Source organism: Mesorhizobium koreense (genome assembly GCF_031656215.1).
Taxonomy (GTDB): Bacteria; Pseudomonadota; Alphaproteobacteria; order Rhizobiales; family Rhizobiaceae; genus Mesorhizobium_L; species Mesorhizobium_L koreense.
Map to the genome: position 1 here is coordinate 3,858,319 of NZ_CP134228.1, position 13,589 is coordinate 3,871,907.

Consider the following 13,589-nt stretch of genomic DNA (forward strand, 5'->3'; position numbering starts at 1 on the left):
AGGAACAGGAGACACAACCATGTCCCTCATTCAGGAAGCCGATTATGGAACGCCGGCTTCGAAAGCCGAAAAGCAGGTCACGCTAACGGTCGACGGCAGGTCCGTCACTGTGCCAGAGGGCACATCCATCATGCGCGCCTCGATGGAAGCCGGTGTCGAAATACCGAAACTCTGCGCGACCGACACGTTGGACTCCTTCGGTTCCTGCCGAATCTGCCTGGTCGAGATCGAAGGTCGAAACGGCACCCCTGCCTCCTGCACCACCCCGGCCGTCGAGGGCATGGTGGTGCATACGAAAAGCGACCGCCTCGACGCCATTCGCAAGGGCGTGATGGAGCTTTATGTTTCCGATCATCCACTCGGCTGGAACGAGAAGGCCGGCACTGGCGCCAGCGAATTCGACCATGTGATTTCGCTCGTGGGCCTCGCGGGGAACCGCTATGGCGTCGAGGGCCGTAACCATGTGGCCGACGGCGTCGCGCCTGGCGGTGGTCATCTCACCATCGACCATATGGTGAAAGACGAGAGCAATCCGTATTTCACCTACGATCCCTCGCAATGCATTGTCTGCTCACGCTGCGTGCGCGCCTGCGCCGATGTGCAGGGCACCTTTGCGCTGACCGTCGAGGGCCGTGGCTTCGAAAGCCGCATCGTCGCCAGCATGAACGAGAATTTCGTCGATTCCGAATGCGTTTCCTGTGGCGCCTGCGTGCAGGCGTGCCCGACCGATGCGCTACGCGAGAAGGCGGTTCTGGAAAAGGGCATGCCGGATCGTTCGGTTGTCACGACCTGCGCCTATTGCGGCGTCGGCTGCAACTTCAAGGCCGAACTGAAGGGCGACGAGATCGTGCGCATGATGCCCTACAAGGCCGGCAAGGCCAATCACGGGCACTCCTGCGTCAAGGGCCGGTTCGCCTACGGCTACGCCTCGCATCCCGACCGCATCCTCACCCCGATGGTCCGTGAGAAGATCACCGATCCGTGGCGGGAAACGACGTGGGAAGACGCGCTCGCCCGCGCAGCATCCGAGTTCAAGCGCATCCAGAAAAAATACGGCCGTGGTTCCATCGGCGGCATCACTTCCTCGCGCTGCACGGACGAGGAAACCTATCTCGTGCAGAAAATGGTGCGGCAGGGATTCGGCAACAACAACGTCGATACCTGCGCGCGCGTCTGCCATTCGCCGACCGGCTATGGCCTCAATACCACGCTCGGCACGTCCGCCGGCACGCAGGATTTCGATTCCGTCGAGGCGTGCGACGTGATACTCCTGATCGGCGCCAATCCGGCCGACGCGCATCCCGTCTTCGCTTCGCGCATGAAGAAAAGACTGCGGGAAGGTGCAAAAATCATCGTCATCGATCCACGGCGAACGGACCTCGTGCGCTCACCGCATGTCGAAGCAGCCTATCATTTGCCGATCAAGCCCGGCACCAACGTCGCCATCCTGACGGGCCTCGCCCATGTCGTGGTGACGGAAAAGCTCTACGACGAGGCCTATATCCGCACCTATTGCGATTGGGATGCCTTCGAGGATTGGGCGGAGTTCGTCTCCAATCCACGCTACAGCCCCGAGGAGACGGCGAAAGTCTGCGGATTGGATGACGCGGAAGTGATCCGCCTGGCCGCACGCCTTTACGCCACCGGTGGCAACGCCGCCATCTATTACGGCCTCGGCGTGACCGAGCACAGCCAAGGGTCGACGGCCGTCATGGGCCTGGCAAACCTCGCCATGGCGACCGGCAATCTCGGCAAGAACGGCGTCGGCGTGAACCCGTTGCGTGGCCAGAACAATGTGCAGGGCTCATGCGACATGGGCTCCTTCCCGCACGAGTTTCCCGGTTATCGCCATATCGCGCTCGATCCGGTGCGCAAGATATACGAGGATCTCTGGGGCGTGACGCTCGACAAGGAGCCGGGCCTCAGGATCAACAATATGCTGGACGCCGCCGTCGACGGCACGTTCAAGGGCATCTACATCCAGGGCGAGGACATCCTGCAGTCCGACCCCGATACCAAGCATGTGGCCGCCGGCCTCGCGGCGATGGAATGCGTGGTCGTGCACGACCTCTTCCTCAACGAGACCGCACGCTACGCCCATGTGTTCCTGCCGGGCTCCACCTTCCTGGAGAAGGACGGCACCTTTATCAACGCCGAGCGGCGCATCAATCTGGTGCGCAAGGTCATTGAGCCAAGGGCGCGCTATGCCGACTGGGAAGCGACGCAGGAACTGGCCCGCGCCATCGGCCTCGACTGGAACTACACGCACCCTTCCCAGGTGATGGACGAAATCGCGGCGACGACCCCGACTTTCTCCGGCGTTTCCTTCGATCTGCTGGAACGCGAGGGCTCGGTGCAATGGCCCTGCAACGAGAAGGCACCGCTCGGCACGCCGGTGATGCACATCAATGGCATCATACGCGGCAAGGGCAATTTCGTGCGCACCGAATATGTCGCGACCGACGAAAAGGTGGGGCCGCGCTTCCCGCTGCTGCTCACGACCGGCCGTATCCTCTCGCAATACAATGTCGGCGCGCAGACGCGCCGCACCGGCAATGTCGCCTGGCACGAGGAGGACCGGCTGGAAATCCATCCCCATGACGCAGAGGATCGCGGTATTCGCGAAGGCGACTGGGTGAGGCTGGCGAGCCGCTCCGGTGAGACGACGCTGCGCGCGCTTATCACCGACCGCGTAGCGCCGGGCGTCGTCTACACGACATTCCACCACCCCACCACGCAGGCGAATGTCGTCACCACCGATTTCACCGACTGGGCGACGAGCTGCCCCGAATACAAGGTTACGGCGGTGCAGGTTTCGCCGTCGAACGGCCCAAGCGAATGGCAGATCGAATATGAGGACCTGTCACGCCGCACGCGCCGCCGGGTCAATGTGGAGGCTGCGGAGTGAGGATCGCTCTTCATCCTCCCCATATCGGGCAGGGTGGAAAATCCCCAATGACCCGTCCCGTCCGCCATCCTGTCTCGCAGATTGCTCTGCGCAACGGAGTTATTGCCTCGGGGCGACGGCTGGTGCCGGAAGAAGTTCCGGTCGCATTTTCCTTCGACGGCACAACCCACGCCGTGATGATGGCGAGCCCCGCCGATCTGGAGGATTTCGCGGTCGGCTTCGCCATCACCGAGGGCATCGCCACCTCGCCGGACGATATCGAGAAAATGGCGATCGTGGATCATGACGAAGGCGTCGACATCCAGATGACGCTGAAGGACAAGGCGAACGCTGCCTTCGAGGCGCGCAGACGGCACATGGCAGGGCCAGTCGGCTGCGGTCTTTGTGGTATCGAATCGATCGAGGAGGCATTGCGACCCGTTCCGGAAGTGAAGAACGCAGGTATCGTACTCGACGCGGACGACATAGCGCGCGCGGCACGGCTTTTGACATCGCATCAGCCGCTCAATGCCGAAACGCACGCGGTCCACGCCGCCGGCTTCTATGTACCGGGCAATGGGATCGTCGCCGCGCGCGAGGATGTTGGCCGCCACAACGCACTCGACAAACTGGCCGGCACGCTGGCGCGAAAAGGGATCGATGGCCGCAAGGGCGCCATCGTCATAACCAGCCGCGTTTCTGTCGAAATGGTTCAGAAGACCGCCGCCATCGGCACCGCCATATTGCTAGCCGTTTCCGCGCCGACCGCGCTCGCCCTCCGCACGGCGGAAGCAGTTGGGATGACGCTCGTCGCACTGGTGCGAGGCGACGATTTCGAGATATTCACCCGTCCAGACCGCATCAGAGCCGGAGCAGCCGCCCATGTCGCCTGACAAGCTTGTCTACCAGGCAAACCAGATCGCCAGGTTCTTCCATTCCAAGCCGCATGCCGAAGGCGTGGCCGGCGTGGCGGAGCACATCAACAAGTTCTGGGAGCCGCGCATGCGCCGCCAGTTCTTCGAACTGATCAAGGCCGGCGATAAGGGCTTCGACGAGCTTGTGCTGGAGGCCGCGCCTGCGGTGCGGCAGCCGCCACCCGAGGAAAGACCCGCCGCCTGAGGAGTAGACGGATACATCACCCAACCCGCATGCAGTTAATATCAGTTGGTTAACCTCAAAACGTGCATATACGTTTTCGCTTAATCCAGGCCGCTGTCACAGGTCCCTGGCAGTGTAGAGGCCATGACGATACGGCGGCTTGATCGGTGCTATGGGTGCGGCGCGTCACATGGCGAGACGAAAAGGGCGTGTAGCGTTTTGTCAAATCGCCTTTCCGTGCTATCAAGCTAATGTCTTAGGCACCCCCTTCGGGGGCAAACCCGCTGCTTCGCAAGAGGCGGCGGGTTTTTCATACGAGAGGATTTTGTTACCTGCCCTGTAACCTTTTCCACAAACCAAGCGGGCCGGCCGCTCTTCGATTTTCTGTAGACTATTGATTCTATTAGTGCTTTTGGTGAGCGCGCAGGGATTCGAACCCTGGACCTACTGATTAAAAGTCAGTTGCTCTACCGGCTGAGCTACGCGCTCCCTGAAGGCGCGAAGCGGCGCCCCGAAAGTGCGCGGAACATAAGGAGGGCGGCCGGGCCGGTCAACCGGAAAAGGCGCGGCCGCCGCGCGCACGTTTCTCAGATATGGATGGCCTGTCCGAGCGCCTTCATGGCCGCTTCGGGGAAGGTCTCGCCCAGGGTCGGGTGCGCATGGATGGTGCCGGCGATATCCTCCAGCCGCGCGCCCATCTCGATGGCAAGGGAAAAGGCGGCGGCGAGCTCCGAGACCCCCTCCCCGACCGCCTGGATGCCGAGCACCAGATGGTTGTCGGCGCGCGCGACGACGCGCACGAAGCCGTCTTCCCCCAATAGCGTCATGGCGCGGCCGTTGGCGCGGAACGGGAAGTTCCCGACCTTGACCTCGCGCCCGCCGGCTGCGGCCTGATCCGGCGACAGGCCGACGCTGACCACTTCCGGATCGGTGAAGCAGATGGCGGGGATGGCACGCTTGTCCCAGCTTCGCTTGTGGCCGGCAACGATCTCCGCCACCATCTCGCCCTGCGCCATGGCGCGATGCGCCAGCATCGGTTCTCCGGTCACGTCGCCTATGGCGAAAATGCCCCGCATGGAAGTGCGGCACTGGTCGTCGATGCGGATCGCCCTGCCCTCGCGGTCGAGCACCAATTCGTCCATGCCCCAGCCTTCCGTGAGCGGCCGGCGGCCGACCGTCACCAGCACGTGATCGGCGGCGATCTTCCTTTCCTTACCGGCGATTTCGACCAGCAGCGCGCCGGCCTTGCCGGCCAGTCCCTTCGCCTTCGCGCCTGTCAGCACCTCTACGCCGAGTTCGCCCAGCCGCCTCGCAACCGGCTGAGTGAGTTCGGCGTCGTATTGCGGCAGGATGCGGTCGAGCGCCTCCACCACCGTGACCTTCGAACCCATCTTGGCGAAGGCTGTGCCGAGTTCCAGCCCGATATAACCGCCGCCGACCACGGCGAGCTTTTCCGGCACCTCCTTCAACGACAGTGCCTCGGTCGAGGAGATGATCTTATCGCCGAAGGGAAGCGAGGGAAGCTCGACCGGCACCGAGCCGGTAGCGATGACGATCGTCTCGGCGCGGATGGTCTGCGTTCCGGTCTCGGTCTCCACGTCCACCGTCTTGCCGTCGCGGAACATCGCCTGTCCCTGGACACTCTTCACCTTCGCCTTCTTCAAGAGACCGGCCACGCCACCGGTCAACCGCCCGACGATATGGTCCTTCCAGGCGACGGTCTTCGAAAGATCGAGTGTCGGCTTCTGAGCGGTTATGCCGAGCGGGCTCGCTCCGGCGACCATCGCCCCGAGCCTTGCATATTCCTCCGCCGCATGGATCAGCGCCTTGGAAGGGATGCAACCGATATTGAGGCAGGTGCCGCCGGGCTTCGCCCTCTCCACAATCACCGTATCGACACCGAGTTGCCCGGCGCGGATGGCGCACACATAGCCGCCCGGCCCGGCGCCGATGACGAGGAGCTTGCAGGAGATTTCCTTCATGGCTGCCCGCCTTAATCCATAAATATCAGGGCCGGCGTTTCGAACAGCGCCTTCAGCCGCTGCACGAAGACCGCCGCGTCCCAGCCGTCGACCACGCGATGGTCGAAGCTTGAGGAAAGGTTCATCATTTTGCGGGGAATGAAGGAAGCACCGTCCCAGACAGGCCGCACCATTATTTTATTGACGCCGACGATCGCCACTTCCGGGTGGTTGATCACCGGCGTCGTCACCACGCCGCCGATCGCGCCGAGCGAGGTGATGGTTATTGTCGAGCCGGAAAGCTCCTCGCGGCTTGCCGTCCCGGCACGCGCGGCTTCCGACAGGCGCGCCACCTCCGCCGCGCAATCCCACAGATCACGCGCCTCCGCATGCCGCACCACCGGCACCATCAGACCGCCCGGCGTCTGCGTGGCGACGCCGACATGGACGCCGCCATGGCGGTGGATCACGCCGGCCTCATCATCGAAGATTGCGTTGATGCCGGGCTGCTCACCGACTGCCTTAACCATGGCTCGCATCAGAAAGGGCAGCACCGTCAGCCGCGCTTGATCGGCACGCTTTTCCTTGTTCATCGCCGCGCGCAGTTCCTCGAGCGCTGTGACATCGACCTCCTCGACATAGGTGATGTGCGGGATGCGCGCCTTGGCGAGCGCCATCTTCTCGGCGATGCGGCGGCGCAGGCCGATCACCTTGACGTCCTCGACCTCGTTGTTCAGGGAAAGCGCCCTGCTTCGCGCTCGCTCGGGGCCATGCGCGAAGAAGGCGTCGATATCCTCGTGCGTGATGCGACCGGCCGGCCCGGTGCCCGCCACTTGCCTGAGGTCGATGCCTGCCTCCTTCGCGCGCAGTCGGACGGCGGGCGAAGCGACCGGCTTCTGGCCCTCGCCGCGCGGTGAGGCCGTGGGGCGGGGACGGAGCGGCTCTTTTGCGGCGGCTCGGCCACGCCCCCCACCCCTGTCCCCTCCCCACAAGGGGGAGGGAGACGCTGGTTCTGCACCCTTTGCGCCCTTGTCGGTTGGCGGCATTTCAGCTTGCCGGACCTTGGCAGGTGGAGTGCTGGGCGGAGCGGCCGGCTGTCCCCCTCCCCCTTGTGGGGAGGGGTTGGGGGTGGGGGTATCCTGCGGTTCGTCTTGCGCTTGTTCGCCGGGAGCAGAATCACCCTCGCCCGCAACCTTCATCCTAACCAGCGGCGAGCCGACCGCGACCGTATCGCCAACCTCCGCGCCGAGCCACGTAATCTCGCCATCGGCCGGCGCGGGTATCTCCACCGTCGCCTTGTCGGTCATGACGGCGGCGAGGACTGCGTCCTCACGCACCAGATCACCGACCTTCACATGCCATTCGACGAGTTCTGCCTCGGCGACGCCCTCGCCCACATCCGGAAGCTTGATCGTGCGCTCGGCCCTGTCCTTGCTCATGGGATCAGACCTCCACCGTCTCGCGAAGCGCGCGGCCGATCCGCTCGGGTCCAGGAAAGTAGTCCCATTCCTGCGCATGCGGATAAGGCGTGTCCCAGCCGGTGACGCGCCTGACCGGCGCCTCCAGATGGAAGAAGCAGTGCTCCTGCACCAGTGCGGCAAGCTCCGCCCCAAAGCCCGAGGTCAGCGTCGCTTCGTGCACCACCACACAACGTCCGGTCTTTTCCACGGACTTCTTCACCGTATCGAGATCGAGCGGCAGGAGCGTTCTCAGATCGATCACCTCCGCGTCGATGCCGGTATCCTCGGCCGCCGCCTCGGCCACATGTGTCATCGTTCCGTAGGCAAGCACGGTGATCGCACTCCCTTCCCGCCGGACCGTCGCTTCTCCGAGCGGGACCGTGTAGTGCCCGTCCGGCACCTCGCTTTGCGCGTGCTTCGACCATGGCGTCACAGGCCGTTCGTGATGGCCGTCGAAGGGGCCGTTATAGAGCCGCTTCGGCTCCAGGAAGATCACCGGATCCGGGTCCTCGATAGCGGAGATCAACAATCCCTTGGCGTCGTGCGGGTTGGACGGCACCACCACTTTCAGACCCGACACATGCGTGAACAGCGCCTCCGGGCTCTGGCTGTGCGTCTGGCCGCCGAAGATGCCGCCACCGGTCGGCATACGGATCACGATCGGACAGGTGAACTCGCCCGCCGAGCGATAGCGCAGCCTAGCGGCCTCCGAGACAATCTGGTCATAGGCTGGATAGACATAGTCGGCGAACTGCACCTCTACGCAGGGTCGCAAGCCATAGGCCGCCATGCCGATCGCCGTGCCGACGATGCCAAGCTCGCTGATCGGCGTATCGAAACAGCGGTCGCGGCCGTACTTCGCCTGCAGCCCCGCCGTGCAGCGGAATACGCCGCCGAAATAGCCGACATCCTCGCCGAAGACGACGACATTGTCGTCCCGACCCATCGATACGTCGAGCGCGTCGCGTATCGCCTCGATCATCGTACGCCGCGGCATCTAAACCCCAGCCTCCTGACGCTGGCGTCTCAGATGCGGCGGCATCTCGGCATAGACGCCCTCGAACATGTCGCGGGCCGAGGGCCGACCGCCCGAATGCAACGTACCGTGGCCCTCCGCCTCCTTCTGCGCGGCAATGACCGTGTCGAGCACTTCCGCCTCGGCCTGCTTGTGGCGTTCTTCCGACCAGACACCGCGCACGATCAGATGGTTCTTCAGCCTCAACACAGGATCGCCGAGCGGCCAAGCCTCGGACTCGGTCTTCGGCCGATAGGCGGACGGATCGTCGGAAGTCGAATGCGCGCCGACGCGGTAGGTTACGTATTCGACGAGCGTCGGGCCCAGATTGCGCCGCGCCCGCTCGGCTGCCCACGAGGCGACCGCATGGACGGCCAGATAATCGTTGCCGTCGACCCTGAGCGACGGCAGGCCGAAACCCAGCCCGCGCGCCGCAAACGTGCCCGAACCACCCCGCGCAATGCCCTGGAAGGTAGAGATCGCCCACTGGTTGTTGACGATGTTGAGGATAACCGGCGCCCGGTAGGTCGAGGCGAAGACCAGCGCGGCGTGGAAATCCGATTCCGCCGTCGAGCCGTCGCCGATCCAGCCGGCCGCGATCTTCGTATCCTTCTTGATGGCCGAGGCCATCGCCCAGCCCACCGCCTGCACGAACTGCGTGCCGAGATTACCCGAGATCGAGAAGAAGCCGTGGTCCTTGGAGGAGTACATGATCGGCAACTGCCTTCCCTTGAGCGGATCGCGCTCATTGGAGAAGATCTGGTTCATCATCTCGGCGATCGGATAGCCGCCGGCGATCAGCAGCCCGGCCTGCCGGTAGGTCGGAAAATTCATGTCGCCCGGCTTCAACGCACGGCGGAAAGCGGAACTCACAGCCTCCTCGCCCATATGCTGCATGTAGAAGGAGGTCTTGCCCTGGCGCTGGGCGATCAGCATGCGTGCGTCGAAGGCACGCAAGGTCATCATGTGCCTCAGCCCTTCCTTCAATTCGTCATCGGAAAGCAGGCCTGCCCATGGCCCAACGGCCTCACCTTTGCGGTTCAGCACTCGAATAATCGAGTAGGCGAGGTCGCGGAGATCCTCCGGTTTTGCGTCGACCTCCGGTCGCCGCACCGATCCAGCCGCGGCGATCTTCACATCGGAGAAGTCCGGCTTTCCGCCTGGCCGAACCTCGGGTTCCGGTACATGCAGCGAAAGTGGAGCCTCTATCGCCATCTGTCGTTTCCTCGCCGACCTATCTTTTTGCCGCATTTCGCCGGCGCCGTACAGCACGGCATCCAGAGTGGACACCTTGCTATGGAACTATTCAAGGCTTACGTCCGTTTCTGCAGGAAAGGGACACCCGAGAAGTTGAGGAGTAAGGACATGCAACGATTGATTTCAGTTCTGTGCGCGGGTGTTCTCGCGTTATCGATGATAGCGCCTGCGGCGGCACAAGGCCAGGATACGACCGGCTTGAGTGCTCGTCATGGTAGCCACTTTCGTGTCGCCCGCGACCATAATCGTCACTGGCGTGGCCATGACCGCCGCCACTACCGTAGCCATGACCGCCGCGGTTTCTACAGTCATGGCGGCTACGGCTGGTACAACGGCCATCGTGGCTATCGTCACTACCGGCATGGCTATCGCGAATATAATGGCTGGTGGTTCCCGGCCGCGATCCTCGGCGGCGCGATCATCGGCAACGCCATCGTCAACGCTCCGCGAGGCGGCAGCGCGCATGTCCAGTGGTGCTACGACCGCTACCGTTCGTATCGCGCGTCGGACAACACCTATCAGCCTTACAACGGACCTCGCCGCCAATGTGTGTCACCCTACTGAGCCGGCGTCCGTCCGCATAGACGAGGAGCCCCGGCCCCGGCCGGGGCTTTTCTTTTGGGTCGAAAGGCGGTTTCAGCACACGCTTTTCGTGCGGCGCACGGCGTCCTTCCAGCCCTTGATCCTTGCGGAGCGGGTTTTGGCATCCATTGCCGGCTGGAAACGTCGCTCCAGCGCCCAGGATTTGGCGAAGTCGGTGGCGTTCGGCCACGCGCCGGCCTTCGATCCGGCGAGCCATGCCGCTCCGAGCGCCGTGGTTTCAAGGATTTCCGGCCGGTCGACCGGTGCATCGAGGATGTCGGCGAGCCGCTGCATGGTCCAGTCCGACGCCACCATACCGCCGTCCACCCTGAGAACGGTGCGGGCGGACCCTTTCCAGTCCTTGCGCATGGCATCGAGCAGGTCGCGCGTCTGGAAAGCGACCGATTCGAGCGCCGCACGCGCCAGTTCCGCCGGCCCTGAATTGCGCGTCAGCCCGAAGACAGCGCCGCGCGCGTCGGCGTCCCAATGCGGCGCACCGAGGCCGACGAAGGCCGGCACGAGGTAGACCGCCTGCGCCGGATCGGCCTTCGCGGCGAGTTTACCGCTTTCGCTTGCGTGGCCGATCATCTTCATGCCATCGCGCAGCCATTGCACCGCAGCACCCGCGACGAAGATCGAGCCTTCCAGGGCATAAGTCGTCCTGCCCTTCAGCCGATAGGCGATGGTGGTGAGCAGCCGGTTCTTCGAGCGCACCATCTCGGCACCGGTGTTGAGCAGCGCAAAGCAGCCCGTCCCGTAAGTCGATTTCATCATACCCGGCTTGAAGCAGGCCTGGCCGATGGTTGCCGCCTGCTGGTCGCCCGCGACGCCGAGGATGGGGATTTCGGCACCGAAGAGCGCCCTGTCCGTCACCCCGAAATCGTCCGCGCAATCCTTCACTTGCGGCAGGATATTCAACGGGACATCGAGGATTTTCAGAAGTTCTTCGTCCCATTCGTTACGGCCGATGTCGTAGAGCAGCGTCCGCGAGGCGTTGGTTGCCTCCGTCAGATGCTTGCGGCCGCCGGTGAGCCGCCATATCAGGAACGTATCGATCGTGCCGGCGGCGAGTTCTCCCTTCGCCGCGCGCTTTCGTGCGCCCTTCACATGGTCGAGCAGCCAGGCGAATTTGGTGCCTGCGAAATACGGATCGAGCAGGAGGCCCGTCCTGCGCGAGAATTTCGGTTCCAGCCCCTTCTTCTTAAGCTTTTGGCAAAGCGGCGCGGTGCGCCGATCCTGCCAGACGATGGCGTTGTGGATCGGCTTGCCGGTGGCGCGATCCCAGATGATTGCGGTTTCGCGCTGGTTGGTGATGCCGATGGCCGTGATATCTCCCGCCTTGAGCTTCGCCTTCCTAAGCGCGGTTTTCACCGTCGCGACGACCGAGTTCCAGATGTCCTCGGGGTCATGCTCGACCCAGCCGGAGGCCGGATAGATCTGCGGAAACTCCTGCTGGCCCTGCGCCACGATCTTCATGGCGCCGTCGAAGACAATGGCACGGCTCGATGTCGTGCCCTGGTCGATCGCCAGAATATATCCGCTCATTCTTCCCCCTCCTTCCGGCCTGTGGACCGCGGCGCTTCGGTCGCGACGTCAGTTCAGATGGCCGGCGCCATTCCTTATTTCCACGCTTTCCATGCCGCTCAATGCCATCTGGCTGCCGTCGGGAAAGGCGACGATGCATCCGTTCTGGCAAAGATCGGCATGCTCGCCCGGATCGAGGGTCCGCTCGGAGACGCGGCCCGCCTCCATAATCGTGATGGTCTGGCGTTGAGCGTCGCCGTTTGCAATGTCGGCCGCGAGTGTCGGGCCGACGGCGAAAAAGACGAACAAGGCGCTCATGATTATGCGTTCCATTGCCGGCCGGTGTCGCCACCGCCTCCCTGACGATCGGGAAAGACTTATAGCGGGGTCGTCGCCGACGACAAGTCGAGCCCGAACGGAGAATGAACGATCGGGGAAATCCGAGGTCGGTTGCCCGAAAAGCCATGGCGCTTTCCTCGCCTTGGCTTTATCCCACTATCTGTAGGTTTTCGCTCAGCGTCGAAAGACGGCTTCGGCAGGGGAATATGGCGGAATATTCGGCACTATCGCTGTTGCGCAATGCCTTTTCGGGCAACAGGGACTGGAAACCCGCATGGCGCAAGCCCGATCCGAAGCCCGCCTATGACGTGATCATCGTCGGCGGCGGCGGCCATGGATTGTCCACCGCTTACTATCTGGCCGCCGAGCACGGAATCACCAATGTCGCCGTTATCGAGCGCGGCTGGCTCGGCCAGGGCAATATCGGGCGCAACACGACCATCGTCCGCTCCAACTACCTGCTGCCCGAAAGCGTGCGTTTTTACGAGCATTCGATGAAACTGTGGGAAAACCTCTCCCATGAGTTGAACTACAACGTCATGTTCTCGCAGCGCGGCGTGCTCAACCTCGCCCACACGCCGGCGCAGATGGACGATTATGCTCGCCGCGGCAACGCCATGCGGTTGAACGGCGCCGACGCGGAACTGCTTTCGGCCGACGAAGTGGCGCGCAAGGTTCCGGGTCTCGACGTTTCCGCCTCGGCCCGTTTCCCGATCGTCGGCGGGCTGATGCAGCCGCGCGCCGGCACCGCCCGTCACGACGCCGTAGCCTGGGGCTTCGCGCGCGGCGCCGATCGACGTGGCGTCGATATCATCGAGAATTGCGAAGTCACCGGCTTCCTGCGCGACGGCGACAGGATCACCGGCGTCAAGACGACCCGCGGCGAAATCCGCGCAGGGAAGACAGCGGTGGCCGTCGCCGGGATGACCGGCCACGTCATGAAGCTTGCCGGCATCGACAAGCTGCCGCTCGAAAGCCACGTACTGCAGGCCTTCGTGTCCGAATCGCTGAAGCCCTTCGTCGACACGGTCGTCACCTTCGGTTCCGGCCATCTTTACATGTCGCAGTCCGACAAGGGTGGGCTGGTCTTCGGCGGCGACATCGACGGCTACAACACCTATGCCCAGCGCGGCAACCTGCCGATCGTCGAGGAGGTCATGAGCGAGATGGTCGCCATGTTCCCAGGGCTTGCGCGCGTCAGGCTCCTGCGCTCCTGGGGCGGCATCATGGACATGACGATGGATGGTTCGCCGATCATCACGACCGGCCCCCTTCCCGGCATGTATCTGAATTGCGGCTGGTGCTACGGCGGCTTCAAGGCGACGCCGGCCTCCGGCTGGGCTTTTGCCTACACCATCGCCCGCGACCATCCGCACGCCATCAACGCCGCCTACACGCTCGACCGTTTCAAGCGCGGCATCCTCATCGACGAGAAGGGCCAGGGCGCCACGCCCCGGCTGCACTGA

11 protein-coding genes and 1 tRNA gene are annotated in these 13,589 nt (G+C 63.5%); 5 read left to right on the forward strand and 7 right to left on the reverse strand.

The annotated features are described in order from the left end of the window. Positions 1-19 precede the first annotated feature (19 nt). From fdhF to RBH77_RS18440, 3 genes are read left to right on the forward strand one after another with little or no spacing between them, the layout of a single operon-like run. The gene (fdhF, locus tag RBH77_RS18430; protein WP_311029029.1) at positions 20-2,908 is read left to right on the forward strand and encodes a formate dehydrogenase subunit alpha; all 2,889 of its coding nucleotides are present in this window, start codon (positions 20-22) and stop codon (positions 2,906-2,908) included. 47 nt (positions 2,909-2,955) lie between these two features. Next, positions 2,956-3,780, forward strand: a complete 825-nt coding sequence (gene fdhD, locus RBH77_RS18435) for a formate dehydrogenase accessory sulfurtransferase FdhD (RefSeq protein WP_311029030.1) — start codon at positions 2,956-2,958, stop codon at positions 3,778-3,780. Beyond that, positions 3,770-4,006: a formate dehydrogenase subunit delta gene (locus RBH77_RS18440; protein WP_311029031.1), complete on the forward strand. Its 237-nt coding sequence runs from the start codon at positions 3,770-3,772 to the stop codon at positions 4,004-4,006. The genes fdhD and RBH77_RS18440 overlap by 11 nt, the downstream gene beginning before the upstream one ends. A gap of 392 nt (positions 4,007-4,398) precedes the next feature. Here RBH77_RS18440 and RBH77_RS18445 read toward each other — a convergent pair. The 5 genes from RBH77_RS18445 to RBH77_RS18465 all read right to left on the reverse strand — a co-directional run bounded on the left by RBH77_RS18445 (position 4,399) and on the right by RBH77_RS18465 (position 9,636). Further along, positions 4,399-4,474, reverse strand: a tRNA-Lys gene (locus tag RBH77_RS18445). 98 nt (positions 4,475-4,572) lie between these two features. Then, on the reverse strand, positions 4,573-5,967 hold the full coding sequence (gene lpdA, locus RBH77_RS18450; protein WP_311029032.1) for a dihydrolipoyl dehydrogenase: 1,395 nt from the start codon (positions 5,965-5,967) through the stop codon (positions 4,573-4,575). A gap of 11 nt (positions 5,968-5,978) precedes the next feature. After that, positions 5,979-7,385: a dihydrolipoamide acetyltransferase family protein gene (locus RBH77_RS18455; protein ID WP_311029033.1), complete on the reverse strand. Its 1,407-nt coding sequence runs from the start codon at positions 7,383-7,385 to the stop codon at positions 5,979-5,981. Positions 7,386-7,389: 4 nt separating this feature from the next. Further along, positions 7,390-8,403: an alpha-ketoacid dehydrogenase subunit beta gene (locus RBH77_RS18460; protein ID WP_311029034.1), complete on the reverse strand. Its 1,014-nt coding sequence runs from the start codon at positions 8,401-8,403 to the stop codon at positions 7,390-7,392. Continuing rightward, positions 8,404-9,636: a 3-methyl-2-oxobutanoate dehydrogenase (2-methylpropanoyl-transferring) subunit alpha gene (locus RBH77_RS18465; RefSeq protein WP_311029035.1), complete on the reverse strand. Its 1,233-nt coding sequence runs from the start codon at positions 9,634-9,636 to the stop codon at positions 8,404-8,406. A 150-nt stretch (positions 9,637-9,786) separates the two neighbouring features. On the opposite strand from RBH77_RS18465, the gene RBH77_RS18470 reads away from it, so the two are divergent. Further along, positions 9,787-10,242, forward strand: a complete 456-nt coding sequence (locus RBH77_RS18470; protein ID WP_311029036.1) for a BA14K family protein — start codon at positions 9,787-9,789, stop codon at positions 10,240-10,242. A gap of 72 nt (positions 10,243-10,314) precedes the next feature. On the opposite strand, the gene glpK is transcribed toward RBH77_RS18470, so the two are convergent. Both glpK and RBH77_RS18480 read right to left on the reverse strand, forming a co-directional pair. Further along, positions 10,315-11,805, reverse strand: a complete 1,491-nt coding sequence (glpK, locus tag RBH77_RS18475; protein ID WP_311029037.1) for a glycerol kinase GlpK — start codon at positions 11,803-11,805, stop codon at positions 10,315-10,317. Positions 11,806-11,853: 48 nt separating this feature from the next. Continuing rightward, a complete protein-coding gene (locus RBH77_RS18480) occupies positions 11,854-12,102 on the reverse strand; it encodes a hypothetical protein (RefSeq protein ID WP_311029038.1) in 249 nt (82 codons plus the stop codon). A 227-nt stretch (positions 12,103-12,329) separates the two neighbouring features. Between RBH77_RS18480 and RBH77_RS18485 the strand changes: the two genes are divergently transcribed. Next, positions 12,330-13,589 (forward strand): sarcosine oxidase subunit beta family protein, encoded by a 1,260-nt coding sequence (locus RBH77_RS18485; RefSeq protein ID WP_311029040.1) that lies wholly within the window; start codon positions 12,330-12,332, stop codon positions 13,587-13,589.

Coding starts and splice junctions, on each gene's coding strand:
- fdhF (WP_311029029.1), top strand. CDS start 20: ATGTCCCTCATTCAGGAAGCCGATTATGGAACGCCGGCTTCGAAAGCC.
- fdhD (WP_311029030.1), top strand. CDS start 2,956: ATGACCCGTCCCGTCCGCCATCCTGTCTCGCAGATTGCTCTGCGCAAC.
- RBH77_RS18440 (WP_311029031.1), top strand. CDS start 3,770: ATGTCGCCTGACAAGCTTGTCTACCAGGCAAACCAGATCGCCAGGTTC.
- lpdA (WP_311029032.1), bottom strand. CDS start 5,967: ATGAAGGAAATCTCCTGCAAGCTCCTCGTCATCGGCGCCGGGCCGGGC.
- RBH77_RS18455 (WP_311029033.1), bottom strand. CDS start 7,385: ATGAGCAAGGACAGGGCCGAGCGCACGATCAAGCTTCCGGATGTGGGC.
- RBH77_RS18460 (WP_311029034.1), bottom strand. CDS start 8,403: ATGCCGCGGCGTACGATGATCGAGGCGATACGCGACGCGCTCGACGTA.
- RBH77_RS18465 (WP_311029035.1), bottom strand. CDS start 9,636: ATGGCGATAGAGGCTCCACTTTCGCTGCATGTACCGGAACCCGAGGTT.
- RBH77_RS18470 (WP_311029036.1), top strand. CDS start 9,787: ATGCAACGATTGATTTCAGTTCTGTGCGCGGGTGTTCTCGCGTTATCG.
- glpK (WP_311029037.1), bottom strand. CDS start 11,805: ATGAGCGGATATATTCTGGCGATCGACCAGGGCACGACATCGAGCCGT.
- RBH77_RS18480 (WP_311029038.1), bottom strand. CDS start 12,102: ATGAGCGCCTTGTTCGTCTTTTTCGCCGTCGGCCCGACACTCGCGGCC.
- RBH77_RS18485 (WP_311029040.1), top strand. CDS start 12,330: ATGGCGGAATATTCGGCACTATCGCTGTTGCGCAATGCCTTTTCGGGC.